Genomic DNA, 26,990 nt, shown 5'->3' with positions numbered 1-26,990 from the left:
CAGCAGGCGCAGCACCGGCCCCAGCCGCCGCAGCAGCGCCGGCCGGCGCCCGGGCAGCCGCAGCCGACGGCGGGTCAGGACCCGTTCGCGGCCGAGCAGCACCGGCAGTTCCGGCAGCCGGCCGCCCAGCAGCAGCCGATGCCCGGTCAGGACCCGTTCGCGGCCCGCCCGCAGGGCGCGGCCGCGGCGCAGGACCCGTTCGCGGCCGAGCAGTCCGGCCCGGGCGCGCCCCGGCCGCACCGCGGCGGCGTGCCGGGCGGGCAGGGCGCCCCGTTCCCGGGCGGCCAGGACCCGTTCGGCGGCGCTCCGGCCGCGCACGGCGGCGTCCCGGACGCGGAGCCGGAGGACACCCAGATCGGCGGCTTCGACCCGATCACCGGCGAGGACCCGCACCCGGGCGACTCGATACCCGCTGACCCGCCGACCACCCAGCTCTTCCTGAACGCCCCTCAGTCGGGGCCCCGCCCGGCCGCGGCGGCCGACCCGTTCGCCGCCGAGCGGCCCCGTCCGGCGGCCGGCGGCAACGGCGGCGGCCGGTTCGCCGACCTGCCCGAGGCGCAGCCGTTCCCCGGCGGCCCGCGGGCCGCGACGCCCAAGCGCGAGACGCCCGCCGACCCGGCTCCCGCGGCGGACGAGGCCGTGCCCGCCCCTGCTCCCGCCCCGGCTGCGAAGCCGGCCGCCAGGAGCGGCGGCGGGCGGGCCCGCAAGCTGCTGGTGACGGGCGCCGGCGGCGTGCTGTTCCTGGGCGCGGCCGCGTACGGCGCGGGCCTGATGATGAATCAGTCCGACATCCCCAAGGGCACCACCGTGCTCGGCACCGACATCGGCGGCGACTCCCGCGACCAGGCGGTGACGGCGCTGGACGGCTCGGTCGGCAAGACCGGGCAGCAGCCGCTGCGGCTGAAGATCGGCGACCGGGCGGTGACCCTGGACCCGGCCAGCGCGGGCCTGAGCTTCGACACCACGGCGACCGTGGACGCGCTGACCAAGCACAGCTACAACCCGGTCGAGGTGCTCTCCTCGCTGACCGGCGGCGGCAAGGCCGTCGAGCCGCAGGTCCGGGTCGACAAGGCGAAGCTGAAGGCCGCGCTGGACGACCTGGCCGCGAAGTCCGGGCAGGGCCTGCAGGAGGGCTACGTCCGGTTCACCGAGGCGGGCTCCCCGGAGGTCGTCCCGGGCAGGGCCGGGCAGGCGCTGGACTCGGCGTCGGCCGCCGACAAGGTCGAGCAGGCCTACCGGGACCGGGCGGCCGGCAAGCCGGACGCCGAGGTGGGGCTGCCGCTGGCCGACGCCCAGCCGAAGGTCGGCCAGGACGCCCTGCAGGCCGCGGCGGACGGCCTCGGCAAACAGGTGATGGCGGGCAACATCACCGTCTCCGCGGGCGGCAAGCAGTTCAACTTCGGCGCGAAGACGGCGGCGAAGGCGCTGGTGCTGGCCCCGGACGCGTCCGGCCAGATCGTCCTGAAGTGGGACCTGAACGTCCTGGCGACGTTCATCGGCCCCACCTTCGACAAGGTGAAGACCACCAAGGGCGGCCAGCCCTCGGCGATCACCGCGCAGGACGTGGCGGACGCGATCGGCCAGACCGTCGCCAAGACCGGCCGCGACCGGGTCTACAAGTTCCCGGCCTGACCCTCCGTCAGAACCCGGCCCGGGCCGGGGCGCCGCTGCCGGCGCCCCGGCCTTCGGCGTGCTGGCGGATCCTCGCCAGTGGCGTCGCAGAACGGGACGAACCGGGCGGCGCCGCCGGGGGCCGCGGCGCGTTATCAAGACTTGATCGGCCGCAGGTCGACAAGCCCTCTCGCCGGTACGCAAGATGTGCCGCGTGCCGAGACCCGTACCGAGAAGTCGCCGCCCGCTCGCCGTGATCGCCGCGGTGGCGGCACTGTCCTTCGCGCTGTGCTCCTGCGCCGCCACCGAGCAGTCGGCAGGCGGCGGATCCGCGGCGGGCGGCGACGCCCCGCGGATGACCCAGCAGGCGCTGAACGCGAAGCCCCGCACGGCACTCCGTCAGGGCGGCACCCTGAACTGGGCGATCGACCAGTACTCCGGCCAGTGGAACCCCGTGCACGCGGAGGGCTCCGAGGCTTCCACCATCGACGTCGTCAAGGCGCTGCTGCCGACCTTCTGGCGCTCCGACGCGGGCGGCGTGCAGACCCCCAACCCGGCCTACCTGACCGACGTGACGAGCGAGCTGCGGCAGGGCAGGCAGACCGTGGTGTGGACGCTCAACCCGAAGGCGCACTGGTCGGACGGCACTCCGATCACCTGGCGCGACCTGGAGGCCGACTGGCGGGCGCTGAACGGCCAGGACCCGGCGTACCGGACCGCCTCCAGCAACGGCTTCGACCAGGTGGAGAGCGTGGTCCGCGGCCAGGACGACCACCAGGCCGTGATGACCTTCCGGGAGCCGTACTCGGAGTGGCAGGCGATGTTCAACAACGCCGGCAACGCCCCGCTGCTGCCGGCGAAGTACGTCGCCACCCCGGAGCTGTTCAACACCTCCTTCAAGAGCGGCTTCCCGGTCACCGCCGGGCCGTTCAAGGTCGAGCGGATGGACCCGGCGGCCCGCACCGTCACCGTGGTCGCCGACCCGGGCTGGTGGGGCGACCGGCCGATGCTGGACCGGATCGTCTTCAAGGCGTACGACACCGGCCGGATGCCGCAGGCGTTCGCGGACGGCGAGGTCGACTACTACAACAACGGCCCCAACACCGAGGGCTACCGGATCATCCGGTCGACCGCGGGCGCGGAGGCGCGCCGGGCCGGCGGCCCGAACCTGCGGCACCTGGTGCTGAACGGCCGCAGCCCGCTGCTCACCGATCCGAAGGTCCGTCAGGCGCTGATCCAGGCGATCGACCGGGCGGAGATCACCCGGACCGACCTGACCGGCCTGGACTGGCCGTACGTACCGATGAACAACCACTTCCTGGTGCCGTCCCAGCACGGCTACCAGGACAACTCGAACGGCCTGAGCCGCTTCGACCCCGACGCCGCGAAGGCGTCCCTCGACTCGCTGGGCTGGAAGCTCGGGCCCTCGGGCGTCCGCACCAAGGACGGCAAGGAGCTGGCGCTGCGGTTCGTGGCGCCGGCCGACAACAACCTGGCCGCCAACGAGAGCGCGCTGGTCACCCGGATGCTGGGGCAGGTCGGGGTGAAGGTCACGGTGCAGACCGTGCCGGCCGGCGAGTTCTTCGACGGCCACGTGAACAAGCACGACTTCGACCTGACCGCGTTCGCCCTGATGGGCACCCCCTTCCCGGTCTCCAACTCGATCAGCACCTTCCAGCAGGACTCCGGCTCCAACTGGTCGCAGGTCGGCAGCAAGGCGCTCGACAAGGCGATGGCGGAGGCCGCCAGGGCGGACACCGTCGACGACGAGACGGCGGCCCTCAACCGGGCCGACGCCGAGGCGTGGGAGGTGGCCGGCCTGGTTCCGCTGTACCAGCGGCCGGCCATCTACGGAGTGCGCAAGAACCTCGCCAACATCGGCGCGGCCGGGCTCGGCGACCTCGTGTACGAGAACATCGGGCTGCTGAAGTAACACCCGGGCGGCGAACTCTCGCCATTGGCGGGAAATTGCCAGACGCCCGGTGGCGAGCCTGCCGCCCGAATTGGGTGACCCCTACCCATGAATTCGCTCCGGCATGCCCGAAAACGCAGGTGTCCGATTATCGGACACTCAAATGCCGATCCCATTTCCGCCGAAGAGCGCCAAAACGGACACCGGGTCTACGCGCGTCGTGCGGTCGGCGTGTCGAACTCGCCGTCCTGATAGCGGACCTGACCGTGCATCGTTACGGACACGTGAACGAGCCTTGATCGTGTTTGTCCGGTTTTGACCGTCTCGATCGAGCGTTGTCAAGAGTTCAGGAACTACGAAGTGGTTGACATTCCAGCACGAAGCAGGAAATGGGCGCTCGACAACTGAGGAACTCTTGACGTTCGATAAACGACTTGCAAGAGTCCATTCATCCAAGTTCTTACTCCTTGCTTCTGCACGGACCACGGTCGGGAGCTTTAGCACCATGACGACGCCTACTGGGGCCACGACGGACGGGGACACCTCCCGTCCCGGGTCCACGTCGGACCTCGCGGACAACGCCTCGGCCGACGCGCCCGCCGATCCCGGCTTCCGCGGCCTCTCTCCCGGGAAGCTGATGTGGCGCCGCTTCCTCCGCGACAAGACCGGCGTGGTGAGCGCCTGCGTGGTGATGGTCTTCGTGCTGGTCGCGATCCTCGCGCCGGTCATCTCGATGATCTACGGCAAGGACCCGCAGACCCACTACGGCCAGAACGACCCGACCCTGCTGACCGACTCCGGTCTCCCGGTGGCCCCCAACGGCGGCATGAGCGGCGACTTCTGGTTCGGCCTGGAGCCGGGCCTCGGCCGTGACGTGATGATGCAGCTGTTCTACGGCATCCGCACCTCGCTGATCATCGCCGTCGCCACCTCGCTGCTGACCACCGTGATCGGTGTCGCGCTCGGCATCGCGGCCGGCTACCTCGGCGGCAAGGCCGACTTCTTCATCGGCCGCGTCATCGACGTGCTCATGTCGTTCCCGTCGCAGATCTTCCTGATCGCCACCATGCCGGTGGTCACCAGCCTGCTGGTGCCGACCGGTCAGAAGGTCCCGGAGTGGCTGCCGTTCGTCGCCGTGACGATCGTGCTCTCGCTGCTCGGCTGGATGGGCCTGGCCCGCATCCTGCGCGGTACCGCACTGGCCCTGCGCGAGCGGGAGTTCATCGAGGCCGCCAAGGTCACCGGCGCGTCCCCGATGCGGATCATCTTCAAGGAGATCCTGCCCAACCTGTGGACCCCGATCCTGGTGCAGGCCACCCTCGCGCTGCCGGCGTTCGTCACCGCCGAGGCCGGCCTCTCCTACCTCGGCGTCGGTGTCAGCGAGCCCGTCCCCGACTGGGGCCGGATGATCGCGGACGCGGCGAACTACCTGCGGACGGACGTCACCTTCCTCCTCTTCCCGGGCATCGCCATGGTGATCTTCGTTCTCGCCTTCAACCTGCTCGGCGACTCCGTCCGGGACGCCTTCGACCCCAAGGCCAACCGCTAGCAGGCCCTCAAGACTCCGGGGGGATGGGAAAGCCAGGCCCCGGGCACCCCACTGCAGTTAGTCACTACACCTACCCCAGGCAGGATGAAGATGAGTTCTCGCAAGTCGCGGCTCGCCGCCGCCATCATGGTCGCCGGGGCCCTGACCGTCACCACGGCGTGCTCCAGTGGCCACTCGAACGAGGGCGCGAAGCCGGGTGCCTCGAAGGCCCCGGTCTCCGCCACCACGATCTCGGTCGGCACCGCCGAAGACTCGAAGGGCCCGGCCATCCCGGAGCCCGGCGCGAAGAAGGGCGGCACGGTCAACATGATCGACCGCGACGACTTCTCGCACCTCGACCCGGCCATGGTCTACATGAACTACAACGCCGAGGTCTCGCTCCTGTTCACCCGTCAGCTGACGGGCTACAAGACCGCCGCGGACGGCTCGCAGAAGCTGGTCGGCGACCTGGCCACCGACACCGGTTCCACCACCGACGGCGGCAAGACCTGGAAGTTCACGCTGAAGGACGGCGTGAAGTGGCAGGACGGCACCCCGATCACCTCGGCCGACATCAAGTACTCGATCGAGCGCACCTACGCCTCGTTCATCAAGGGCGGCCCGACCTACATCCAGTCCTGGATCTCGGGTGACAAGTACCGCGAGGCGTACGCCGGCCCGTACGACGGCAAGGGCCTGGACGCGATCACCACCCCCGACGACAAGACCGTCGTCATCGCGTTCCAGGACGCCCACCCGGACGCCAACTTCACCCTGGCGATGACCGGCTACGGCGTGGTCTCGAAGGCCCACGACACCAAGGAGGAGTACGACAAGAAGCCGTTCTCCTCGGGCCCGTACCAGATCACCGAGCACGTCAACGACCGCAGCCTGGACCTGGAGCGGAACCCGAACTGGGACGGCGCGACCGACCCGATCCGGAACGCCTACCCGGACAAGTGGCACATGACGTTCGGTGTCCAGGCGCAGCAGTCCACCGAGCGCTTCATGGCGGACAACGGCGACGACAAGACCGCCTTCTCGTTCCACAACCAGGTCCACACGACCTACATCGACAAGGTCAAGGCCGACGAGAAGCTGAAGTCCCGCACGCTCGAGGGCCTGACCCCGTACGTGGACTACTACTACATCAACAACACCCGCATCAAGGACCAGAAGGTCCGCGAGGCGCTGGTCAAGGCGTTCCCGCACCAGCAGACCCGCCAGCTGCAGGGCGGCACCTCGTACGGTGACTACGCGACCTCGTACATGAGCCCGACCGTGCTCGGCTACGAGTCCTACGACCCGTTCGACGTGCTGAAGAAGCCGCAGGGTGACACCGAGGCCGCCAAGAAGCTGCTGACGGACGCGAACGCGCTGAACACCACCATCGTGTACGCGTACAACAACACCCCGGTCCAGCAGAAGGTCACCGAGGCCATCCGCACCAACCTCGAGGCCGCCGGCTTCAAGTTCGTGCCGCACCCGCTGGACTCGAAGACCTACTACGACGCCATCCAGCAGGTCAACAACGAGTTCGACCTGTACTGGGGCGGCTGGGGCGCCGACTGGCCGACCGGTTACACCTCGCTGCAGCCGGTGTGGGACGGTCGCGCCATCGCCGACGGCGGCCAGAACTACGCCCACGTGAACGACCCGGAGATCAACGCGGCCATGGACGCCGCGGTCAAGATCGCCGACCCGGTCGCGCAGGGCAAGGCGTGGGCCGCGATCGACAAGAAGCTGCAGGACAAGGCGTACTCGATCCCGGACGTGTACCAGCGTTCGCTGAGCCTGTACGGCTCGGGCCTCGGCGGCGTCAAGTTCGACACCCTGGCCGGCCTGCAGTCGCCGCTCAACATCTACGTCAAGTAGTAGTCATCACCGAGCAGTAGCTCACGGTGGGGCACCGGCACGATCTGCCGGTGCCCCTCCCCGATCAGGAGAGCCCCGTCCGATGCTCCGATTCCTCGTCCGCCGATCACTCGGCGCTCTCGTCATCCTGGTGATCGTCTCGATGGTCACCTATGCGCTGTTCTTCGCGATCCCGGCGGACCCGGCGCGGCTCTACTGCGGCAAGACCTGCACGCCCGAGAACCTCGCCCTGATCAGGCACGACATGGGCTTCGACAAGTCCTGGCCGGTCCAGTACTGGGACTGGCTGAGTGCCATCTTCACCGGCGGCACCTACAACGGCGTCAACTGCTCCGCCCCGTGCTTCGGCTACTCCTTCGACAAGAAGGAGCTCGTCGGCAGCATCCTGGCGGACCGCTTCCCGACCACCCTGTCGCTGACCGTCGGCTCCGCAGTGATCTTCCTGCTGTTCGGCATCGGCACCGGCATGCTGGCCGCCCACAAGCAGGGCAAGGCCCTCGACAAGATCGCCAGTTCCGCCTCGCTGATCGTCTCCTCGATGCAGATCTACGTGGCCGGTCCGCTCGCGCTCGTCGCCCTGGTCTACAGCACCGACCTGCTGGACCAGCCCAACTACGTTCCGATCACCCAGGACCCGGTCGGCTGGTTCACCGGCCTGCTGGTCCCGTGGATCGTCCTGTCGCTGATCTGGACCGCCAACTACACCCGTATGACCCGCTCCTCGATGGTCGAGCAGCTGTCCGAGGACTACGTGCGGACCGCACGCGCCAAGGGCATGTCGGGCACCTCGGTCTTCATGCGCTACGCCTGGCGCGGCGCGATGGGCACCATCGTCACCGTCTTCGGCATCGACCTCGGCGTCCTGCTCGGCGGCGCGATCATCACCGAGACCACCTTCAGCCTGCACGGCCTCGGCGAGCTGGCGATCCACTCCTTCAACGACTCCGACCTGTCGCTGCTGGTCGGCGTCACCGTGGTGGCCGCCACGCTGATCGTGTTCTTCAACATCATCGTCGACGCCGCCTACGCCCTGATCGACCCGCGCATCCGCCTGGCCTGACCGGCCGCACCCCAGGCCGACCCAGCAGTCCCGACCTCACGTACCGCACCGAGGAGCCCAGTCCATGACCACCCAGGCCAAGCCCGAGGAGGCCTCGTCCGCCGGCAGCGGCGGCGACCAGCCCTTCCTCTCAGTCCGCGACCTCTCGGTCCGCTTCAGCACCGAGGACGGCGTGGTCCGGGCCGTGGACAACCTCTCCTTCGACGTGGCTCCGGGCAGCACGCTCGGCATCGTCGGTGAGTCCGGCTCCGGCAAGTCGGTGACCAACCTGGCCGTCCTGGGCCTGCACAACCCGGATCGGACCGAGATCACCGGCTCGATCAAGCTGGACGGCCGGGAGCTGGTCGGCGCGCCCAACCGCGAGCTGGAGAAGCTCCGCGGCAAGACCATGTCGATGATCTTCCAGGACCCGCTGACCGCGCTGTCGCCGTACCACACCATCGGCAAGCAGATCGGCGAGACCTTCCGGAAGCACACCGGCGCCTCCAAGAAGGAGGCCCGGGACCGGGCCATCGAGATGCTGACCCGGGTCGGCATCCCGCAGCCCACCACCCGGGTCGACGACTACCCGCACCAGTTCTCCGGCGGCATGCGCCAGCGCGCCATGATCGCCATGTCGCTGGTCTGCGACCCCAAGCTGGTGATCGCCGACGAGCCGACCACCGCGCTGGACGTCACCGTCCAGGCCCAGATCCTCGACCTGCTCAAGGACCTCCAGCAGGAGATGGGCACCGCGATCATCCTGATCACCCACGACCTGGGCGTGGTGGCGCGCACCGCGCAGCAGATCATGGTGATGTACGCGGGCCGGGCCGTGGAGCGCGGCACCGTCCGCGAGGTGCTGAAGGCCCCTCAGCACCCGTACACCTGGGGTCTGCTGTCCTCGATGCCGAGCCTGTCCGGTGACGTGAACGTGCCGCTGCGGCCGGTGCGCGGCACCCCGCCGAGCCTGATCAACCTGCCGACCGGCTGCCCGTTCAACCCGCGCTGCGACTACCGCGAGCAGGTGATCGGCGGGGGCTGCACCTCGGAGCGCCCGCCGCTGGCGCCGGCCACCGGGCACGCCGCTGCCTGCCACCTGAGCGCGGCGCAGCGACAGGACATCTTCATCGACCAGATCAAGCCGCGGCTCGGCTGAGAGGGACACCATGAGCAACGAACTGACCCTCGAGAAGACGGGCGGCGCCGCCGCCGGCTCCGGTGACCCGCTGCTGTCGATCACGGGCCTGCAGAAGCACTTCCCGGTGCTCGACGGCTTCCTGTTCAAGCGGCAGGTCGGCGCGGTGCACGCGGTGGACGGCGTGAGCCTGGACGTCTTCCAGGGCGAGTCGGTCGGCCTGGTCGGCGAGTCCGGCTGCGGCAAGTCGACCCTCGGCCGCCTGGTGACCCGTCTGCTGGAGCCCACGGCCGGCGAGATCCGCTACAACGGCCGGGACATCACGCACGCCAACCGCAAGGAACTGGCGCCGATCCGGTCCGAGATCCAGATGATCTTCCAGGACCCGTACTCGTCGCTGAACCCGCGGCACACCGTCGGCTCGATCATCGGCGCGCCGATGGAGATCAACGGCATCAACCCCAAGGGCGGCATCCAGCGCCGGGTGCAGGAGCTGCTGGAGACCGTCGGTCTCAACCCGGAGCACTACAACCGCTTCCCGCACGAGTTCTCCGGCGGCCAGCGCCAGCGCATCGGCGTGGCCCGCGCGCTGTCGCTGAACCCGAAGCTGATCGTCGCGGACGAGCCGGTCTCGGCGCTGGACGTGTCGATCCAGGCGCAGGTCGTCAACCTGCTCCAGGAGCTGCAGCGCGAGCTGGGCATCGCCTTCCTGTTCATCGCCCACGACCTGTCGGTGGTGCGCCACTTCTCGCAGCGCGTCGCGGTGATGTACCTCGGCAAGATCGTCGAGATCGCCGACCGCGCCTCGCTGTACGAGTCGCCGCGCCACCCGTACACCCACGCGCTGCTGTCCGCCGTGCCGGAGGCCGACCCGGACGACAACCGCGAGCGGATCCGGCTGACCGGTGACGTCCCGTCGCCGCTCAACCCGCCGTCGGGCTGCCGGTTCCGCACCCGGTGCTGGAAGGCGCAGGAGAAGTGCTCGGTGGAGGAGCCTCCGCTGATCCAGCTGTCCGGGAGCCGTGAGGGCCACCTGACGGCCTGCCACTTCCCGGAGGAGGGCTCCACCGCCGCCGTTCCGGAGCAGCGCGCCGAGGTCTGATCCCGCGTCACGCGCGAAGGGGCCCCCACCGTTCGGTGGGGGCCCCTTCGCGTGCCGTCAGCCGGTCTCCCGTTCGGCGGCGAAGTGGCAGGCCGAGTCGTGCCGGGCCCGGCCCTCCAGCCAGTCCCGCACCGTCAGCGGCGGGTCCTCCCGCTCGCACTTCTCCTGGGCCTTCCAGCAGCGGGTGCGGAACCGGCACCCGGACGGCGGGTTGGCGGGCGAGGGCACGTCCCCGGTCAGCACGATCCGGTCCCGGGACTCCCGCGCGGTCGGGTCGGGCACCGGGACGGCCGACAGCAGCGCCTGGGTGTACGGGTGGGTGGCGTGGTCGTAGATCTCCAGGTCGCTGCCGATCTCGACCATCCGCCCCAGGTACATCACGCCGACCCGGTCGGAGATGTGCCGGACGATCGACAGGTCGTGCGCGATGAACATGTACGACAGGTTGAACTCGCCCTGGAGCTGCTCCAGCAGGTTGATCACCTGGGCCTGCACGGACACGTCGAGGGCGGAGACCGGCTCGTCGCAGATGATGATCTCCGGCTTGAGCGCCAGGCCGCGGGCGATGCCGATGCGCTGCCGCTGGCCGCCGGAGAACTGGTGCGGGTACCGGTTGATGTACTCCGGGTTCAGGCCGACCACGTCGAGCAGGTCCTGCACCGCCTTGCGGCGGTCGCCCTTCGGCGCCACCTCCGGGTGGATCTCGAACGGCTCGCCGATGATGTCGCCGACCGTCATGCGCGGGTTCAGCGAGGTGTACGGGTCCTGGAACACCATCTGGATGTTGCGCCGCACGGCCTTCAGCGCGCTGCCGGTGAGCTTGGAGATCTCCTCGCCCTTGTACTTCACCGACCCGGAGGTGGCCGGCTCCAGGTTCATCAGGACCTTGGCCAGCGTCGACTTGCCGCAGCCGGACTCGCCGACGATGCCGAGCGTCTCGCCCTGCATCAGGTCGAAGGACACGCCGTCGACGGCCTTGACCGCGCCGACCTGCTTCTTGAAGAGGATGCCCTTGGTCAGCGGGAAGTGCTTGACCAGCTTGCGGACCTCCAGGATGGGCTCGCCGCGCGGCACCTCCTGGGCGAACGCGACCTCCTCCGGGGTGGTCGCCCCGAGCGGGGTGGCACCGTCAATCGTCATGGAGGGTCTCCTTCCAGAAGAAGCACGCGCTGCCCCGGCCGGCCAGCGGCGTCCCGTCGTCCTCGGTCACCTGCGCCAGCGGCGGCACTTCCTGCCGGCAGATCTCCTGCGCCCGCGGACAGCGCGGGTTGAACGCGCACCCGGGCGGGATCCGCAGCAGGTTGGGCGGCAGGCCCTTGATCGCGTAGAGCTCCTGGCCCTTCTGGTCCAGGCGCGGGATGGAGTCCAGCAGACCGCGGGTGTACGGGTGGGCGGGGCGGGCGTACAGCTCGTGGACCGGCGCGGTCTCGACGATCCGGCCGGCGTACATGACGGCGATCTTGTCGGCGACGTCGGCGACCACGCCGAGGTCGTGGGTGATCAGGATCAGGCCCATGTGGTACTCGGCCTGGAGCTCCGCCAGCAGGTCCATCACCTGTGCCTGGACGGTCACGTCCAGCGCCGTGGTCGGCTCGTCCGCGATGATCAGGTCCGGCTCCAGGGCCAGCGCCATCGCGATCATGATGCGCTGCCGCATGCCGCCCGAGAACTGGTGCGGATAGTCGTTCACCCGCTCCGCGGCGGCCGGGATCCGCACCCGGTCCATCAGCTCGACGGCCTTGGCCTTGGCGTCCTTGCGGTTGCTGCCGCGGTGCGCCCGGTACATCTCGCCGAGCTGGTAGCCGACGGAGAGCACCGGGTTGAGCGAGGACAGCGCGTCCTGGAAGATCATCGCGATCTTCTGCCCGCGGATCTTGCGCCGCTCGTCCTTGGACATCTTCAGCATGTCCCGGCCGCGGAACAGGATCTCCCCCTGCGGGATGGCGGCCGGCGGCATGTCCAGGATGCCCATCACGGCCTGCGCGGTGACGGACTTGCCGGAGCCGGACTCGCCCAGCACGGCGAGGGTCTCCCCCGCGCCGACGCTGTAGTCGACGCCGTTGACGGCCCGGACCACGCCGTCCCGGGTCCGGAACTCCACGTGCAGGTTCCGCACGTCCAGCAGCGGCCCGGTGTACGGCTCCTCGCGGGCCGGTCGGGCCTGGTCGGCGACGGTGCTCATGTGCTTGGCTCCCCTCGGTCAGCGCAGCTTCGGGTCGAGGGCGTCGCGCACCGCGTCGCCCAGCATGATGAAGGCCAGCACGGTGATGGAGAGCGCCGCGGCCGGGAAGAAGAGCGCGAACGGCGCCTGCCGGATCACCTTCTGCGCCGAGGAGATGTCCACGCCCCAGGAGATGGTCGGGTCCTGCAGGCCGATGCCGAGGAAGCTCAGCGTGGCCTCCGCCGTGATGTAGCCGCCGAGCGCGATGGTGGCGACCACGATCACCGGGGCGATCGCGTTCGGCAGGATGTGACGGAACATCAGCCGCCCGGTCCCGGCGCCCAGCGCCCGCCCGGCCACCACGTAGTCCGACTGCTTGACGGTGATCACCGAGCCGCGCATCACGCGGGCCAGCTGGGTCCAGCCGAGGAACGCCAGCGCGATCACCACCGACCACACGTTGCGGGTGGCGAAGGCGTTCAGCAGCACCAGGGCGCCGAGCAGCAGCGGGATGCCGAAGAAGATGTCGGTGATCCGGGAGACCACCGCGTCGATCCAGCCGCCGAAGTAGCCGGCGGTCATGCCGGCCAGCCCGCCCAGCAGGGTCACCGCCAGCGTGACGCAGATGCCGACCGTGATCGAGGCCCGGGCGCCGTACACCACCCGGGCGTAGATCGACCGGCCCTGGCCGTCGTAGCCGAACCAGCCGGCCCCGAAGAAGTCGCTCCAGTCCGGCCGGCGCAGGTAGTTGTTGGTCAGGTCGGCGGCCCGCGGGTCGGTGCTGGTGAACAGCCCCGGGAAGATCGCGATCACGATCAGGAGCAGGATCAGCACCGCCGAGATCAGGAAGATCGGCCGCCGCCGCAGGTCCCGCCAGGCGTCGCCCCACAGGCTGCGGGCCTGCTCCCGCTTGGCCGGGTCCGGCTCGATCAGCGTCTCCTGCTCGACGGCCATGCCCTGCTGCCCCACGTAGTCGAGGTGGTCGCTGTCGGTGGGCTGGATGTTCCGCAGGGGGTCGTGGTCGTCGGGAATCGCGTCGTTGCGGTCAGGCATAGCGGATCCTCGGGTCCAGGACGGCGTACAGCAGGTCGACGACCAGGCTGGCGACCAGGTACACCAGCACCAGGACGGTGACGATGCCGACCACCGTCGGGCCTTCCTTCTGGTTGATCGCCTTGTACAGGACGTTGCCGACGCCGGCGATGTTGAAGATGCCCTCGGTGACGATCGCGCCGCCCATCAGCGCGCCCAGGTCGGTGCCCAGGAAGGTCACCACCGGGATCAGCGAGTTGCGCAGCAGGTGCCGCCCGATCACGGTGCGGCGCGGCAGTCCCTTGGCCACCGCGGTGCGCATGTAGTCGGCGCGCAGGTTCTCGCCGATCGAGGTGCGGGTCAGCCGGGCGACGTACGCCAGCGACAGGGACGCCAGCACCAGGCCGGGCAGGATCAGCTGGCTGATGTCCCGGGAGTCCTGCACGGTGGCCGTCACCCAGCCCAGGTTGATCGCGAACACCGTCTGCGCGATGTAGCCGAGCACGAACACCGGGATCGAGATCACGATCAGGGTCAGCAGCAGCACCGCCGTGTCGGCGACGCTGCCGCGCTTCAGGCCGGCGATCAGGCCCAGCGGCAGGCCGATCACGATCTCGAAGAAGAAGGCGACCAGGGCGAGCCGGATGGTCACCGGGAAGGCGTCCGCCATGATCTCGGACACCGGGCGGCCGGTGAAGCTGGTGCCGAAGTCCAGGTGGAAGATGTTGTTCATGTAGTGCAGGTACTGCTTCCACAGCGGCTGGTCGAGGTAGTACTGGTGCCGCAGGTTGGCGACGGTCGCCGGGTCGGCGGCCTTGTCACCGAACATCGCGGCGATCGGGTCGCCCGGCAGGCTGTACACCATCAGGAAGATCAGCAGCGTGGCCCCGAGGAACACCGGGATCATCTGGAGCACGCGCCGTAGGACGTAGTGGCCCATGGGGAGCCCTCCCTCCGAAGGGTGACTGACGTAGTGCCGGAGCCCCGCCCTCCGTGCGGGGAGGACGGGGCCGGCGTCGGGTGGGTCAGCCCTTGACCTCGACCTGGGTCCAGGCCGGGTTGCCGAAGGAGTCGAACTTCACGTTCTGCACGTTGGTGGAGAAGCCGGAGTTGGTCCGGTAGTACCAGAGCGGGATGGCCGGCATGTCGGTGGCCAGCTGCGCCTCGGCCTTCTGGTAGCCGGTGGCGGTCTCCTGGATCGAGGAGGCCTGGTCGGCCTCGTTGGCGAGCTTGTCGAACTCCGGGCTGGAGTAGCCGGTGTCGTTGGAGGCGGCGCCGGTGCGGTAGACGTCCGCCAGGAAGTTGGCGTTCAGCGGGTAGTCCTGCACCCAGCCGGTGCGGAACATGCCGTTGATCTGGTGGCCGGTGATCGCCGCGCGGGCCGTCTTGAAGTCGGTCTTCGGGTCGCCCGAGCAGTTCACCCCGGTCGCCTGCCGGATCGAGTTGCAGACCGCGTCCACCCACTCCTTGTGGCCGCCGTCCGCGTTGTAGGTGATCTTGACGGCGTTTCCGGGGACGCCGCCGCCCTCCTGGATCAGCTGCTTCGCCTTGTCCGCGTTGTAGGTGCAGAAGTCCCCGCAGGTCCCGGCCTTGTAGCCCTCCACGCCCTCGGCGACCCAGGCCGTCGCGGGCTTGCGCGAGCCCTGCAGCACCGTCTTGGTGATGGTGTCCCGGTCGATCGCCATCGACAGGCCCTGCCGGACCTTCGCCTTGTCCTGGCCCTGCCACTCCGCCTGGTACAGCGTGAAGCCGACGTTCTGGATGGCGCCCTGCGGGGCGTCGATCGCCCGGTCGCCCAGGTCGTTCTTGTAGTTCGCCAGCGCCGACGGCGGCACCTGGTCCATCACGTCCAGGTTGTTCGACTGCAGGTCCGCGTAGGCCGCCTCCGCGGTGGTGTACATCTTGAACACCACGCCGCCGTTCTTCGGCTTGTCCACGCCCTGGTAGTTGGCGAACGTCTTGGTGACCACCTGCGAGTTGTGGTCCCAGCTCACGAACTGGTACGGCCCGTTGCCCACCGGCTTCTGCCCGTAGCCCGCCGGGTCCTTGAAGAACCCCTCCGGCAGCGGCGAGAAGGCCACGTACCCCAGCTTGTACGGGAAGTACGAGACCTTGTTGGTCAGCTTGATCGTGAAGTGGGTGTCGTCCTGGACGGTCAGGCCCGACATGGTGTCCTTGGTCGGGTTGCCGCTCGCCGGGTGGACGTCGGTGTAGCCCTCGATGTCCTCGAACCAGGAGCTGTTGATCTGGTTGTTCTTGGTGCTCGCCGCCCAGTTCCAGGCGTCGACGAAGCTCTTCGAGGTCACCGCCGTGCCGTCGTGGAACGTCCAGCCCGACTTCAGCGTCACGTTGTAGGTCTGCGCGTCGCTCGTGTCGATCTTGTCCGCGACCTGCATCCGGAGCTTGCCGTTGGACGGGTCGTAGTCCGCCAGGCCCTTGAACAGGTTCTGCACGATGCGTCCGCCGCCGACCTCGTTGGCATTGGCCGGCTGCAGCGGGTTCTGCGGCTCGCTGCTCTGGTAGGTGAAGGTCTTGTTGGCGTCCGACGAACCGCCTCCGGAGCTGCCGCCGCCGTTACCACCGCAACCCGTGGCCACCAGGGCCACGGACGTCGCACTGACAACGGCCCAGCGCACACGGGTGCCTGCAGGCATGGAGCTTCCTCCTCAGGGGTTTATGACGCATCTCACCCCATGAGAAGTGCCGCGAAGCGGCGGCGCGACCGAAGTAGGGCCGGACGGGCGAAGGCGGACGGGCGCGAAAACAGGGGCGCGGGGAGCCGCGCGAGCGGCGGGCGCCCGCCGGCCGGAACGTGATCACGCTCTCGCCGGCGGGTGCCCGCCACTGCGCGCGGCTCCCCGCGCCCCTGGGTGTGCGTCCGGTCAGGCCGCGGCCGTCTCCCGTTCGGCGGCGAAGTGGCACGCCGAGTCGTGCCGGGCCCCGCCGGTCAGCAGCTCCGGCACGGCCAGCAGCGGGACCTCGGTGGAGCAGCGCTCCTCCGCCTTCCAGCAGCGGGTGCGGAAGCGGCAGCCGGACGGCGGGTTCGCCGGGGACGGGATGTCGCCGGAGAGGATGATCCGCTCGCGGCCCTCGCGGCCGGTCGGGTCGGGGACCGGGACGGCCGACAGCAGCGCCTGGGTGTACGGGTGGGTGGCGTGGTCGTAGATCTCGGCATCGGTGCCGATCTCGACGAGCTTGCCCAGGTACATCACGCCGACCCGGTCGGAGATGTGCCGGACGATCGACAGGTCGTGCGCGATGAACATGTAGGAGAGCTCGAACTCCGTCTGGAGCTGCTCCAGCAGGTTGATCACCTGGGCCTGCACGGACACGTCGAGGGCGGAGACCGGCTCGTCGCAGATGATGATCTCCGGCTTGAGCGCCAGGCCGCGGGCGATGCCGATGCGCTGCCGCTGGCCGCCGGAGAACTGGTGCGGGTACCGGTTGATGTACTCCGGGTTCAGGCCGACCACGTCGAGCAGGTCCTGCACCGCCTTGCGGCGGTCGCCCTTCGGCGCCACCTCCGGGTGGATCTCGAACGGCTCGCCGATGATGTCGCCGACCGTCATGCGCGGGTTCAGCGAGGTGTACGGGTCCTGGAACACCATCTGGATGTTGCGCCGCACGGCCTTCAGCGCGGCGCCGGACAGCCGGGAGATGTCCTCGCCCTTGTAGAGGACCTGGCCGGCGGTCGCCCGCTCCAGGTTCATCAGGACCTTGGCCAGCGTCGACTTGCCGCAGCCGGACTCGCCGACGATGCCGAGCGTCTCGCCCTTGTCGAGGGTGAAGGAGACGCCGTCGACGGCCTTGACCGCGCCGACCTGCTTCTTGAAGAGGATGCCCTGGGTGAGCGGGTAGTGCTTGACCAGGTCGCGGACCTCCAGGATGGGCTCAGCCATGGAGGGTCTCCTTCCAGAGGTGGCAGGCGCTCTTGCGGCCTGCGAGCTCCGCCCCGTCGCGGTCGGTGACCTGGTGCAGGGCGGGGATCTCGGTGCGGCACAGGTCGGTGGCGACGTCGCAGCGCGGGTTGAACGCGCAGCCGGCCGGGACCTTGTAGAGGTTGGGCGGCAGGCCCTTGATCGCGTAGAGCTCCTCGCCCTTCTGGTCCAGGCGCGGGATCGACCGGAGCAGGCCCTTGGTGTAGGGGTGGGCGGGGCGGGCGTACAGCTCGTGGACCGGCGCGGTCTCGACGATCCGGCCGGCGTACATGACGGCGATCTTGTCGGCGACGTCGGCGACCACGCCGAGGTCGTGGGTGATCAGGATCAGGCCCATGTGGTACTCGGCCTGGAGCTCCGCCAGCAGGTCCATCACCTGTGCCTGGACGGTCACGTCCAGCGCCGTGGTCGGCTCGTCCGCGATGATCAGGTCCGGCTCCAGGGCCAGCGCCATCGCGATCATGATGCGCTGCCGCATGCCGCCCGAGAACTGGTGCGGGTAGTCGTTCACGCGCTGTGCTGCGGCCGGGATGCGCACCCGGTCCATCAGCTCGATCGCCTTGGCCTTGGCCTCCTTCTTGGAGGCGCCCTCGTGCACCCGGAACATCTCGCCGAGCTGGTAGCCGACGGAGAGCACCGGGTTGAGCGAGGACAGCGCGTCCTGGAAGATCATCGCGATCTTGCGGCCGCGGATCTTCCGGCGCTCCTCGCCGGACATCTTCAGCATGTCCCGGCCGCGGAACAGGATCTCGCCGGAGGTGACCCGGCCGGGCGGCATGTCGAGGATGCCCATGATGGTCTGGGCGGTGACGGACTTGCCGGAGCCGGACTCGCCGAGGACGGCGAGGGTCTCGCCGGCCGCGACCGAGTAGTTCACGCCGTTGACGGCCTTGGCGACGCCGTCGCGGGTCTTGAACTCCACGTGCAGGTCGCGGACTTCGAGCAGCGGGGTGCCGGGGACCAGGCGGTCCTTCGCGGCAGTGGTCTTCTCAAGTGCGGTGGTCATGGTGCGGGCCGCCTCTCTCAGCGCAGCTTCGGGTCGAGGGCGTCGCGCACCGCGTCGCCGAGCATGATGAACGCCAGCACGGTGACGCTGAGCATGCCCGCCGGGAAGAACAGCGCGAACGGCGCGGTACGGATGACCTTCTGGGCCGAGTTGATGTCGATGCCCCAGGAGATGGTCGGGTCCTGCAGGCCGATGCCGAGGAAGCTCAGCGTGGCCTCGGTGGCGATGTAGCCGCCGAGCGCGATGGTGGCCACCACGATCACCGGGGCGATCGCGTTCGGCAGGATGTGCTTGAACATGATCCGGCCGGTCCCGGCGCCGAGCGCCCGGGCCGCGGTCACGTAGTCGGCCTGCTTGACGGTGATCACCGAGCCGCGCATGACGCGGGTCATCTGGGTCCAGCCGAGGGCGACCAGGGCGAAGACCACGGACCAGACGGTGCGGGTGGTGAAGGCGTTCAGCACGACCAGCGCGCCGAGCAGCAGCGGGATGCCGAAGAACATGTCGGTGACGCGGGAGATGACCGTGTCGACCCAGCCGCCGTAGTAGCCGGCGATCATGCCGGCCAGGCCGCCGAGGATCGTCACACCGGCGGTGACGCAGATGCCGACCACCACGGACGCGCGGGCGCCGTAGATCATCCGGGCGTAGATCGACCGGCCCTGGCCGTCGTAGCCGAACCAGTCCGCCTGGAAGAAGTGCAGGTAGTTCGGCTTGGTCAGGTAGTGCAGGCGCAGGTCGCCGGCCCGCGGGTCCACCGAGGTGAACAGGCTGGGGGCGATCGCGAAGGCGATCAGCAGCACGATCAGCGCCGCCGAGATGATGAAGACCGGGCGCTTGCGCAGGTCGTGCCAGGCGTCCAGGCCGAGGCTGCGGGGCTTCTCCGGCTTCGGCTCGGCGGAGACGGCGGCACCCTGCGCGGGGGCGTTCTTCTCGATCAGGTCAGGCATACCGGATCCTCGGGTCCAGGACCGCGTAGAGCAGGTCGACGATCAGGCTGGCGGCCAGGTACACCAGCACCAGCACGACGACGAAACCGGAGACGGTCGCGCCCTCGTTGAGGTTGATGGCGTGGTACAGCGCGTTGCCGACGCCCTTGACGTTGAAGATGCCCTCGGTGACGATCGCGCCGCCCATCAGGGCGCCGAGGTCGGTGCCCAGGAAGGTCACCACCGGGATCATCGAGTTGCGCAGCAGGTGGGTGCCGATGACCTTGCGGCGGGGCAGGCCCTTGGCGACCGCGGTGCGCATGTAGTCGGCCTTGATGTTCTCCGCGATGGAGGTGCGGGTCAGCCGGGCGACGTACGCGAGGGATATCGAGCCGAGCACGATGGCGGGCAGGATCAGCTGGCCCAGGTTCATCGAGTCCTGAACGGTCGGGGTGATCCACTTGAGCTGGATCGCGAAGACGTTCTGGAAGATGAAGCCGAGCACCGGCACCGGGATGGAGATCAGCAGCAGGGTGAGGACCAGCGCGGTCTTGTCGAAGGCCTTGCCGCGGCGCAGGCCGGAGAACAGGCCGATCGTCACGCCGACGACCAGTTCGAAGACGAACGCCAGCAGGGCCAGTCGGACGGTGACCGGCAGCGCTTCGCCGATCACGTCGATGACCTTGCGGCCGGCCATGGTCTCACCGAAGTTTCCGGTGAGCAGGTCCCCCATGTAGTTCAGGTACTGCTGCCCGATGGAGACGTCGAGTCCCATCCGGTGCTTGAACGCGGCCAGCTGGGCCGGGTCGGCGGCCTTGTCGCCCCACATCGCCGCCGCCGGGTCGCCGGGCAGCATGCGGGTCATGAAGAAAATGATCGTGACCGTGCCCAGGAACACCGGGATCATCTGGAGCAGTCGCCTTGCGACAAAGCGCCCCATCGTGCCTCCAATTTACTGCTCTGACGGGTCGTCGAACCGGGTCAGAGTTCTCTCGGCGTGACAACGGCCGGTGCCGGTCCGCCCGGTGGGGCGGGGTACGGACACCGGCCGTGTCGGGTCGAGCCGTGCGGTGCCGGCTCGGTTACTTCTGCTTGACCTCGACCTGGGTGAAGACCGGGTCGCCGAACGAGTCGTACTTCACGTTCTGCACGTTCTTCGAGTAACCGGCGGTGGTCTTGTAGTACCAGAGCGGGACGGCCGGCATGTCCTTGGCCAGCTGGGCCTCGGCCTGCTGGTACAGCTCGGCGGTCTTCTCCACGGTGGTGGCCTTGTCCGCCTCGCCGGCCAGGCGGTCGAACTCGGCGCTGGAGTAGCCGGCGTCGTTGGCCGCGGCGCCGGTGCCGTACACGTCGCGCAGGAAGTTGGCGTTCAGCGGGTAGTCCTGCACCCAGCCGGTCCGCATCAGGCCGTCGACCTTCTTGTTCTTGATCAGGTCGCGGGCCGACTTGAAGTCCGGCTTCGGGTCGCCGACGCACTCGACGCCGGTGGCCTGGCGGATGGAGTTGCAGACCGCGTCCACCCACTCCTTGTGGCCGCCGTCGGCGTTGTACAGGACGGTGATCTTGTTGCCGGGGACGCCGCCGCCCTCGGTGATCAGCTGCTTGGCCTTCTCCGGGTTGTAGGTGCAGGCCTCGCCGCAGGTGTTGTCCTTGTAGCCCATGGCGCCCGGGGCGACCCAGGAGTTGGCGGGCTGGCGGGAACCCTGGAGCACCGTCTTGGTGATGGTGTCGCGGTCGATCGCCATCGACAGGCCCTGGCGGACCTTGGCCTTGTCCTGGCCCTTCCAGGAGTCCTGGTAGAGCGAGAAGGAGATCGACTGGATGGCGCCCTGGGCCTGGTCGACGGCGCGGTCGCCCAGGTCGTTCTTGTAGGAGGCGAGGTCGCTCGGGTCGACCTGGTCCAGCACGTCCAGGTTGTCGGAGACCAGGTCCTTGTAGGCGGCCTCGGCCTGCGAGTAGTTCTTGAAGACGATGCCGGCGTTCTTCGGCTTGTCCAGGCCCTCGTACTTGTCGTAGGCGGCGACGGTGATCGCCTTGTTGTGCTCCCACGACACGAACTTGTAGGGGCCGTTGCCGATCGGCGACTGGCCGTACTTCGCCGGGTCGGTGAAGAACACCTTCGGCAGCGGCGAGAAGGCGGTGTAGCCGAGCTTGTACTCGAAGTACGAGACCGGGCCGGTCAGCGCGATGGTGAAGTGGGTGTCGTCGACGACCTTCAGGCCGGACATGGTCTCGGCGGTCGGGTCGCCCTTGTCCGGGTGGACCGCGTCGTAGCCCTGGATGTCGGAGAACCAGTCGGAGTTGATCTGGTTGTTCTTGACGTTGGCGGACCAGTTCCAGGCGTCCACGAAGGACTGCGCGGTCACCGGGGTGCCGTCGTGGAAGGTCCAGCCGGACTTCAGGGTCACGGTGTAGTTCTGCGCGTCGGTGGTCTCGATCTTGTCGGCGACCTGGTTGCGCAGCTTGCCGGTGCTGGGGTCGTAGTCCACCAGGCCCTTGAACAGGGTCTTGATGACGCGGCCGCCGCCGACCTCCATGGCGTTGGCCGGCTGGAGCGGGTTCTGCGGCTCGGAGCTCTGGTAGCTGAACGTGCCCTGGGCGTTGACCGGACCGCTCGAAGCGCCGTCCGACGAGCTGCTGCCGCAAGCAGTGGCGGCGAGGGCGACCGCGACGGCTGCGACAACCCACTTGGCCTGGCTGGCACCGCGCATGGGTGTGCCTCCTGAAATCGTGTTGCAGATCGCTCGCGGCCTGGCGCGCACCCCTGCGCTGAAGCCTCGACCCGAGCTCGACTGCACCCACTATCGGTCACCCACGGGTACGGAATTGACCAATCCGGATTTCAATTTGGTCACATGAACGGTGCATGAATCCTGATATTCGGACATTACAGACATAGCCAGACAGGGGCGAAACGGACAGTTGTCGCAGATGACGATCTGTGATGTCCGATTACCGAACAGCCGCCATCCCCGCTTTCATGACGGAGCGTCACCAAAAACACGACCGGCCGGCGTCCCGAAGGACACCGGCCGGTCGGCCGAAACTGGCGGGCGTCAGCCCTTCTTGGCGCGCGAGGCGCTGCGGCCGCGCTCCTTGGCGTCCAGCACGACCTTGCGGATGCGCACGGTCTCCGGGGTCACCTCGATGCACTCGTCCTCGCGGCAGAACTCCAGGCTCTGCTCCAGCGACAGCTTGCGCGGCGGGACGATCGACTCGGCCACGTCGGCGGTCGAGGACCGCATGTTGGTGAGCTTCTTCTCCTTGGTGATGTTCACGTCCATGTCGTCGGAGCGGGAGTTCTCGCCGACGATCATGCCCTCGTACACCTCGGTGCCGGGGTCGGTGAACAGCACGCCGCGCTCCTGCAGGTTGGTCATCGCGAACGCGGTGACCACACCGGCGCGGTCGGCGACCAGCGAACCGTTGTTACGGGTCGTCAGGGTGCCGAACCAGGGCTCGTAGCCCTCGTGGATGGAGTGCGCGATGCCGGTGCCGCGGGTGTTGGTGAGGAACTCCGTCCGGAATCCGATCAGGCCGCGGGACGGCACCACGAACTCCATCCGGACCCAGCCCGAACCGTGGTTGGACATGTTGTCCATCCGGCCCTTGCGGACGCCCATCAGCTGGGTGACGGCGCCCATGTGCTCCTCGGGGACGTCCACCGTGAGGCGCTCGACCGGCTCGTGGGTCTTGCCGTTGATCTCGCGGGTGACGACCTGCGGCTTGCCGACGGTCAGCTCGAAGCCTTCCCGGCGCATGGTCTCGATCAGGATGGCCAGCGCCAGCTCACCGCGGCCCTGCACCTCCCAGGCGTCCGGGCGCTCGGTGTCCAGCACGCGCAGCGAGACGTTGCCGATCAGCTCGCGGTCCAGGCGGTCCTTCACCTGACGGGCGGTCACCTTGCGGTCGACCTTGGCGCCGGACTTGGCGTCCGCGCCCTTGCCGGAGCCGCCCTTGCCGACCAGCGGCGAGGTGTTGGTGCCGATGGTCATCGAGATCGCCGGCTCGTCGACGGTGATCAGCGGCAGCGCGACCGGGTTCTCGGTGTCGGCGAGGGTCTCGCCGATCATGATCTCGGAGATGCCCGCGACGGCGCAGATGTCGCCGGGGCCGGCCACCTCGGCCGGCTTGCGGGTGAGCGCCTCGGTCATCAGCAGCTCGGAGATGCGGACGTTCTGGATCGAGCCGTCGCGCTTGATCCAGGCCACCGTCTGGCCCTTGCGCAGCTCGCCCTGCTCGACGCGGAGCAGCGCGATGCGGCCGAGGAAGTTGTCGGCGTCCAGGTTGGTGACGTGGGCCTGCAGCGGGGCGCCCTCGTCGTAGGTCGGGGCCGGGACGTGCTCCAGGATGGTGGAGAAGAACGGCTCCAGGTTCTCGGAGTCGGCCGGCACGGTGCCGTTCTCCGGCTTGGTCAGCGAGGCGACGCCGTCCCGGGCGCACGCGTAGACGATCGGGAACTCGATCTGGTCCTCGTCCGCGTCCAGGTCGAGGAACAGGTCGTAGGTCTCGTTGATGACCTCGTCGATCCGGGCGTCCGGACGGTCGGTCTTGTTGATGCACAGGATGACGGGCAGGCGGGCGGAGAGCGCCTTGCGCAGCACGAAGCGGGTCTGCGGCAGCGGGCCCTCGGAGGCGTCGACCAGCAGCACGACCGCGTCCACCATCGACAGGCCGCGCTCGACCTCGCCACCGAAGTCGGCGTGGCCGGGGGTGTCGATGATGTTGATGGTGATCGGCGCGCCGCCGTCCTTGGGGTGGTACTTGACCGCGGTGTTCTTCGCGAGAATGGTGATGCCCTTCTCGCGCTCCAGGTCGTTCGAGTCCATCATGCGGTCGTCGAGCTGCTGGTGGGCCGCGAAGGCACCGGCCTGCTTGAGCATGGCGTCGACCAGGGTGGTCTTGCCGTGGTCGACGTGGGCGACGATGGCGACGTTGCGGATGTCGTTGCGCGTGGGCATGCGGCGCTGATTCTCCCGGAATCGTGGGTCACGGTGCCCGGCCCGCGTCAGCATTCACCGGTCCACCCACCGGGCACGGCACATGCCTCGGCTTCTCCCCATCGTACGGGGAAGCCCGCAATGGAGCAGAAACGGGCAGCCCGGGGAGGTTTGAATCACACCGGCCCGGGACTGCTCCCGGTACGAACGGAGGCCCGGGAGGCCTACAGCGACAGCTCGAACCAGACGATCTTGCCCTTGGGGGTCCGCCGGCTGCCCCAGCGCTCGGCCAGCAGCGAGACCAGTTGCAGGCCGCGGCCGCCCTCGTCGGTCTCCTGGGCGCGGCGCTGGCGCGGCTGGGCGTAGGCGTCGTCCCAGACCTCGCAGACCATGGTGCGGTCGCGCAGCAGGCGCAGCCGGATCTCGCCGCGGCCGTGCCGCAGGGCGTTCGTGACCAGCTCGCTGACCAGCAGTTCGGAGGTGTCGACGAGTTCGTCCAGGCCGCGTTCCAGCAGCCAGCCGCAGGCGGCCTCGCGGGCCCGGGCGACCGAGGTCGGCTCGGGCGGCAGCCGCCAGTCGCCGACCGACCCGGCGGGCAGGGCGTGGACCTTGGCCATCAGCAGGGCGATGTCGTCCTCGCCGTGGTGCGGGTTGAGCTCGTCCAGCACCTGGTCGCAGAGCTCCTCCAGGCGGTCGGAGCCGTTGGTGAGGGCGGTGCGGAACGCCTTGAGGCCCTCGTCCAGCTGGTGCTTGCGGGACTCCACCAGGCCGTCGGTGTACAGGCCGAGGACGGCGCCCTCGGGCAGGTCGACGGTGACCTCCTCGAACGGTTCGCCGCCGACGCCGAGCGGCAGGCCGGGCGGCACGTCGAGCATCCGGGCGCGCTCGCCGGGGGCGAGCAGCACCGGCGGCAGGTGGCCGGCGTTGGCGAAGGTGCAGCGCTGCTTGACCGCGTCGTACACCGCGTACACGCAGGTGGCGAGGTAGACCTCGGCGCCGGCGCGGTCCGGCTCGGCGTCGTCGTTGCCGAGGCCGCGGGCGATCTCGTCGAGGGCGGAGAGCACCTCCTCCGGGTCCAGGTCGAGCATCGCGAGGGTGCGCACGGCGGTGCGCAGCTGGCCCATCGCGACGGCGGCGCGCAGGCCGCGGCCCATCACGTCGCCGATCACCAGGGCGGTGCGGCTGCCGGGCAGCGGGATGACGTCGAACCAGTCGCCGCCGACCTCGGTGTTGTTGTTGCTGGGCAGGTAGCGGCGGGCGATCTCCAGGCCGGACGCGGCCGGGTTGCCCGGGGGCAGCAGGCTGCGCTGCAGGATCAGCGCCCGCTCGTGCTCGCGGCGGTACAGCCGGGCGTTGTCGACGCAGACGGCGGCGCGGGCGACCAGCTCCTCGGCGATCGCGACCTCGCGGGCGTCGAACGGCTCGCTGCCGATCGCCCGGGACAGCTGCACCAGGCCGAGCACCTGGTCGCGGGCGACCAGCGGCACCACCAGGGTGGAGCGCAGCAGCGGGTCGGGCCCGGGCTGCGGGACGACGCTGCGGCCGGTGCGCAGCGCCCGGGCGTGCGGGGAGCGCGGCGGGTAGCAGAGCGTGCCGCCGGCCTCGGCGACCCGGACGCCGGAGCGCTCGCTGCCGAGCACCGAGGGGGCGTTGCCGACCACGCTGGAGACCGCGACCCGGCGCAGTTCGCCGTTCTCGGGGTTGGCGGTGAGCGGGGCGTCGCCGGTGAGCAGGGCGGTGTACAGGTCGACGGTGGCGACGTCGCAGAACTGCGGGACGATCACGTCGAGCAGTTCCTTGGCGGTGGTCTCCAGGTCGAGGGTGGAGCCGATGTGCGTGGACGCCTCGTTGAGCAGGGCGAGGCTGCGGCGGACCCCGGCGGCCTCGCGTTCGGCGATGTGCCGGCTGGTGACGTCCTGGACCTGGCCGGCCACGCCGATCGGGCGGCCGCCGGCGGCGGTGAGGCGGTACAGCGACACCGCCCAGGTGCGCTGGTCGTCGTCGCGGCCGGCCGGGCCGTGGCCGGGGCGGGCGGGGCCGGACAGCCGCAGGTCGAGGACCGGCTCCTGGCCGGTGAGGACCTTGCGCAGGGCGAGCAGCAGCCGGTCCGCGTCGGAGGGCCGGAAGACGTCGCCGGGGGCGAGGCCCTGCAGGGCGGCGGGGCTGCGGCCGAGGCCGGCGGCGAAGGCGGCGTTGACGCGCTGCAGCTTCAGGTCGGTGTCGAACAGGAAGAACCCGGTGGGGGTCTGGCCGATGACGGCCTCGGAGGCGGCCAGGTCGGTCTCGATGGCGCGCAGCCGGCCGAGGTCGACGGCGAGGCAGGTGGCGGAGCCGTCGGCGCTGTCGGGCATCGCGTAGACCTCGGCGAGGCTCTCCGCGCCGGTCAGGTCCCGGTAGGGGGCGGTGCCGACCCACTCCTCGCCGGACAGGATGCGCTCCAGCCGGGCCCGGCCGCGCTGCCACAGCTCGCGCGGTATGAACGCGGTGATCGGGTCCGCGCCGACCGCCTCCGCGGCGGGGACGCCGAAGAACTGGGCGGCCCGGTCGCTCCACTGCGCGATCCGCCCGTCGGGGCCGATCGCGAAGGTGGCGACCCGGATGTAGTCGTAGATGGTGCCCGAGGAGCCCTGTTCCCGGCCGTGCGGGAGGGTGGCAGGCACCGTCGGGGCACCCGGCTGCTCCGGCAGCGCGGCGTAGCCGCTGCTTCCGTGCGTCGTGTTCCGTGCCGGGAAGCTGTTCAACGGACCGACCCCTCCAACCCGCGCGCCCATCCGGTGTC

Annotated in this window: 19 protein-coding genes; 7 read left to right on the top strand and 12 right to left on the bottom strand. The window is 69.5% G+C overall.

The genetic code is table 11. The features are described from left to right. From ACFV1L_RS06515 to ACFV1L_RS06485, 7 genes are all read left to right on the top strand, one after another. On the top strand, nt 1-1,632 hold a 1,632-nt coding region (locus ACFV1L_RS06515), incomplete at its 5' end, for a peptidoglycan binding domain-containing protein (protein ID WP_380363456.1). A gap of 193 nt (nt 1,633-1,825) precedes the next feature. Then, the gene (locus ACFV1L_RS06510) at nt 1,826-3,544 is read left to right on the top strand and encodes an ABC transporter family substrate-binding protein (protein WP_380363455.1); all 1,719 of its coding nucleotides are present in this window, start codon (nt 1,826-1,828) and stop codon (nt 3,542-3,544) included. Between the two features lie 484 nt (nt 3,545-4,028). Further along, complete coding sequence (locus ACFV1L_RS06505) at nt 4,029-5,072, top strand: ABC transporter permease (RefSeq protein ID WP_380363453.1); 1,044 nt, start codon at nt 4,029-4,031, stop codon at nt 5,070-5,072. Nucleotides 5,073-5,162: 90 nt separating this feature from the next. Further along, nucleotides 5,163-6,926, top strand: a complete 1,764-nt coding sequence (locus ACFV1L_RS06500) for an ABC transporter substrate-binding protein (protein WP_380363452.1) — start codon at nt 5,163-5,165, stop codon at nt 6,924-6,926. An 82-nt stretch (nt 6,927-7,008) separates the two neighbouring features. Next, nucleotides 7,009-7,986 carry an ABC transporter permease gene (locus ACFV1L_RS06495; RefSeq protein ID WP_380363450.1) on the top strand — a complete coding sequence of 326 codons (978 nt, stop codon included), beginning with the start codon at nt 7,009-7,011 and terminating at the stop codon, nt 7,984-7,986. Between the two features lie 64 nt (nt 7,987-8,050). Further along, a complete protein-coding gene (locus ACFV1L_RS06490; RefSeq protein ID WP_380363448.1) occupies nt 8,051-9,124 on the top strand; it encodes an ABC transporter ATP-binding protein in 1,074 nt (357 codons plus the stop codon). Between the two features lie 10 nt (nt 9,125-9,134). Next, entirely contained in the window at nt 9,135-10,205 is a 1,071-nt protein-coding gene (locus ACFV1L_RS06485; RefSeq protein WP_380363447.1) for an ABC transporter ATP-binding protein, read from the top strand. A gap of 57 nt (nt 10,206-10,262) precedes the next feature. On the opposite strand, the gene ACFV1L_RS06480 is transcribed toward ACFV1L_RS06485, so the two are convergent. The 12 genes from ACFV1L_RS06480 to ACFV1L_RS06425 all read right to left on the bottom strand — a co-directional run bounded on the left by ACFV1L_RS06480 (nt 10,263) and on the right by ACFV1L_RS06425 (nt 26,982). Continuing rightward, nucleotides 10,263-11,345, bottom strand: a complete 1,083-nt coding sequence (locus tag ACFV1L_RS06480) for an ABC transporter ATP-binding protein (RefSeq protein WP_380363445.1) — start codon at nt 11,343-11,345, stop codon at nt 10,263-10,265. Then, nucleotides 11,335-12,387 carry an ABC transporter ATP-binding protein gene (locus ACFV1L_RS06475; protein ID WP_380363443.1) on the bottom strand — a complete coding sequence of 351 codons (1,053 nt, stop codon included), beginning with the start codon at nt 12,385-12,387 and terminating at the stop codon, nt 11,335-11,337. The genes ACFV1L_RS06480 and ACFV1L_RS06475 overlap by 11 nt, the downstream gene beginning before the upstream one ends. An 18-nt stretch (nt 12,388-12,405) precedes the next feature. After that, nucleotides 12,406-13,320 (bottom strand): ABC transporter permease, encoded by a 915-nt coding sequence (locus ACFV1L_RS06470; protein ID WP_380363466.1) that lies wholly within the window; start codon nt 13,318-13,320, stop codon nt 12,406-12,408. Nucleotides 13,321-13,411: 91 nt separating this feature from the next. After that, on the bottom strand, nt 13,412-14,338 hold the full coding sequence (locus ACFV1L_RS06465) for an ABC transporter permease (protein WP_380363441.1): 927 nt from the start codon (nt 14,336-14,338) through the stop codon (nt 13,412-13,414). 85 nt (nt 14,339-14,423) lie between these two features. Beyond that, nucleotides 14,424-16,052, bottom strand: coding sequence for an ABC transporter substrate-binding protein (locus ACFV1L_RS06460; protein ID WP_380363439.1), 1,629 nt, complete (start codon nt 16,050-16,052; stop codon nt 14,424-14,426). A gap of 228 nt (nt 16,053-16,280) precedes the next feature. Continuing rightward, the gene (locus ACFV1L_RS06455) at nt 16,281-17,297 is read right to left on the bottom strand and encodes an ABC transporter ATP-binding protein (protein ID WP_380363437.1); all 1,017 of its coding nucleotides are present in this window, start codon (nt 17,295-17,297) and stop codon (nt 16,281-16,283) included. Next, the gene (locus tag ACFV1L_RS06450) at nt 17,290-18,342 is read right to left on the bottom strand and encodes an ABC transporter ATP-binding protein (RefSeq protein ID WP_380363435.1); all 1,053 of its coding nucleotides are present in this window, start codon (nt 18,340-18,342) and stop codon (nt 17,290-17,292) included. The genes ACFV1L_RS06455 and ACFV1L_RS06450 overlap by 8 nt, the downstream gene beginning before the upstream one ends. A gap of 17 nt (nt 18,343-18,359) precedes the next feature. Then, nucleotides 18,360-19,292, bottom strand: a complete 933-nt coding sequence (locus tag ACFV1L_RS06445; protein WP_380363433.1) for an ABC transporter permease — start codon at nt 19,290-19,292, stop codon at nt 18,360-18,362. Then, nucleotides 19,285-20,211 carry an ABC transporter permease gene (locus tag ACFV1L_RS06440; protein WP_380363431.1) on the bottom strand — a complete coding sequence of 309 codons (927 nt, stop codon included), beginning with the start codon at nt 20,209-20,211 and terminating at the stop codon, nt 19,285-19,287. The genes ACFV1L_RS06445 and ACFV1L_RS06440 overlap by 8 nt, the downstream gene beginning before the upstream one ends. A gap of 142 nt (nt 20,212-20,353) precedes the next feature. Then, nucleotides 20,354-21,982, bottom strand: a complete 1,629-nt coding sequence (locus ACFV1L_RS06435) for an ABC transporter substrate-binding protein (protein ID WP_380363430.1) — start codon at nt 21,980-21,982, stop codon at nt 20,354-20,356. A gap of 345 nt (nt 21,983-22,327) precedes the next feature. Then, the gene (gene typA / locus ACFV1L_RS06430) at nt 22,328-24,232 is read right to left on the bottom strand and encodes a translational GTPase TypA (protein ID WP_380363429.1); all 1,905 of its coding nucleotides are present in this window, start codon (nt 24,230-24,232) and stop codon (nt 22,328-22,330) included. A gap of 203 nt (nt 24,233-24,435) precedes the next feature. Next, a complete protein-coding gene (locus ACFV1L_RS06425; protein ID WP_380363428.1) occupies nt 24,436-26,982 on the bottom strand; it encodes a SpoIIE family protein phosphatase in 2,547 nt (848 codons plus the stop codon). Nucleotides 26,983-26,990 lie beyond the last annotated feature (8 nt).

Origin of the sequence: Kitasatospora sp. NPDC059646 (assembly GCF_042734615.1) — a bacterium.
Lineage (GTDB): Bacteria > Actinomycetota > Actinomycetes > Streptomycetales > Streptomycetaceae > Kitasatospora.
The sequence above is the reverse complement of the archived record's forward strand: the minus strand, read 5'-3'. Positions and strand labels throughout refer to the sequence as shown.

What these genes read in the sequence shown, in the direction of transcription:
- ACFV1L_RS06505 (WP_380363453.1), top strand. Translation starts at nt 4,029, where the DNA reads ATGACGACGCCTACTGGGGCCACGACGGACGGGGACACCTCCCGTCCC.
- ACFV1L_RS06500 (WP_380363452.1), top strand. Translation starts at nt 5,163, where the DNA reads ATGAGTTCTCGCAAGTCGCGGCTCGCCGCCGCCATCATGGTCGCCGGG.
- ACFV1L_RS06495 (WP_380363450.1), top strand. Translation starts at nt 7,009, where the DNA reads ATGCTCCGATTCCTCGTCCGCCGATCACTCGGCGCTCTCGTCATCCTG.
- ACFV1L_RS06490 (WP_380363448.1), top strand. Translation starts at nt 8,051, where the DNA reads ATGACCACCCAGGCCAAGCCCGAGGAGGCCTCGTCCGCCGGCAGCGGC.
- ACFV1L_RS06485 (WP_380363447.1), top strand. Translation starts at nt 9,135, where the DNA reads ATGAGCAACGAACTGACCCTCGAGAAGACGGGCGGCGCCGCCGCCGGC.
- ACFV1L_RS06480 (WP_380363445.1), bottom strand. Translation starts at nt 11,345, where the DNA reads ATGACGATTGACGGTGCCACCCCGCTCGGGGCGACCACCCCGGAGGAG.
- ACFV1L_RS06475 (WP_380363443.1), bottom strand. Translation starts at nt 12,387, where the DNA reads ATGAGCACCGTCGCCGACCAGGCCCGACCGGCCCGCGAGGAGCCGTAC.
- ACFV1L_RS06470 (WP_380363466.1), bottom strand. Translation starts at nt 13,320, where the DNA reads ATGGCCGTCGAGCAGGAGACGCTGATCGAGCCGGACCCGGCCAAGCGG.
- ACFV1L_RS06465 (WP_380363441.1), bottom strand. Translation starts at nt 14,338, where the DNA reads ATGGGCCACTACGTCCTACGGCGCGTGCTCCAGATGATCCCGGTGTTC.
- ACFV1L_RS06460 (WP_380363439.1), bottom strand. Translation starts at nt 16,052, where the DNA reads ATGCCTGCAGGCACCCGTGTGCGCTGGGCCGTTGTCAGTGCGACGTCC.
- ACFV1L_RS06455 (WP_380363437.1), bottom strand. Translation starts at nt 17,297, where the DNA reads ATGGCTGAGCCCATCCTGGAGGTCCGCGACCTGGTCAAGCACTACCCG.
- ACFV1L_RS06450 (WP_380363435.1), bottom strand. Translation starts at nt 18,342, where the DNA reads ATGACCACCGCACTTGAGAAGACCACTGCCGCGAAGGACCGCCTGGTC.
- ACFV1L_RS06445 (WP_380363433.1), bottom strand. Translation starts at nt 19,292, where the DNA reads ATGCCTGACCTGATCGAGAAGAACGCCCCCGCGCAGGGTGCCGCCGTC.
- ACFV1L_RS06440 (WP_380363431.1), bottom strand. Translation starts at nt 20,211, where the DNA reads ATGGGGCGCTTTGTCGCAAGGCGACTGCTCCAGATGATCCCGGTGTTC.
- ACFV1L_RS06435 (WP_380363430.1), bottom strand. Translation starts at nt 21,982, where the DNA reads ATGCGCGGTGCCAGCCAGGCCAAGTGGGTTGTCGCAGCCGTCGCGGTC.
- typA (WP_380363429.1), bottom strand. Translation starts at nt 24,232, where the DNA reads ATGCCCACGCGCAACGACATCCGCAACGTCGCCATCGTCGCCCACGTC.
- ACFV1L_RS06425 (WP_380363428.1), bottom strand. Translation starts at nt 26,982, where the DNA reads ATGGGCGCGCGGGTTGGAGGGGTCGGTCCGTTGAACAGCTTCCCGGCA.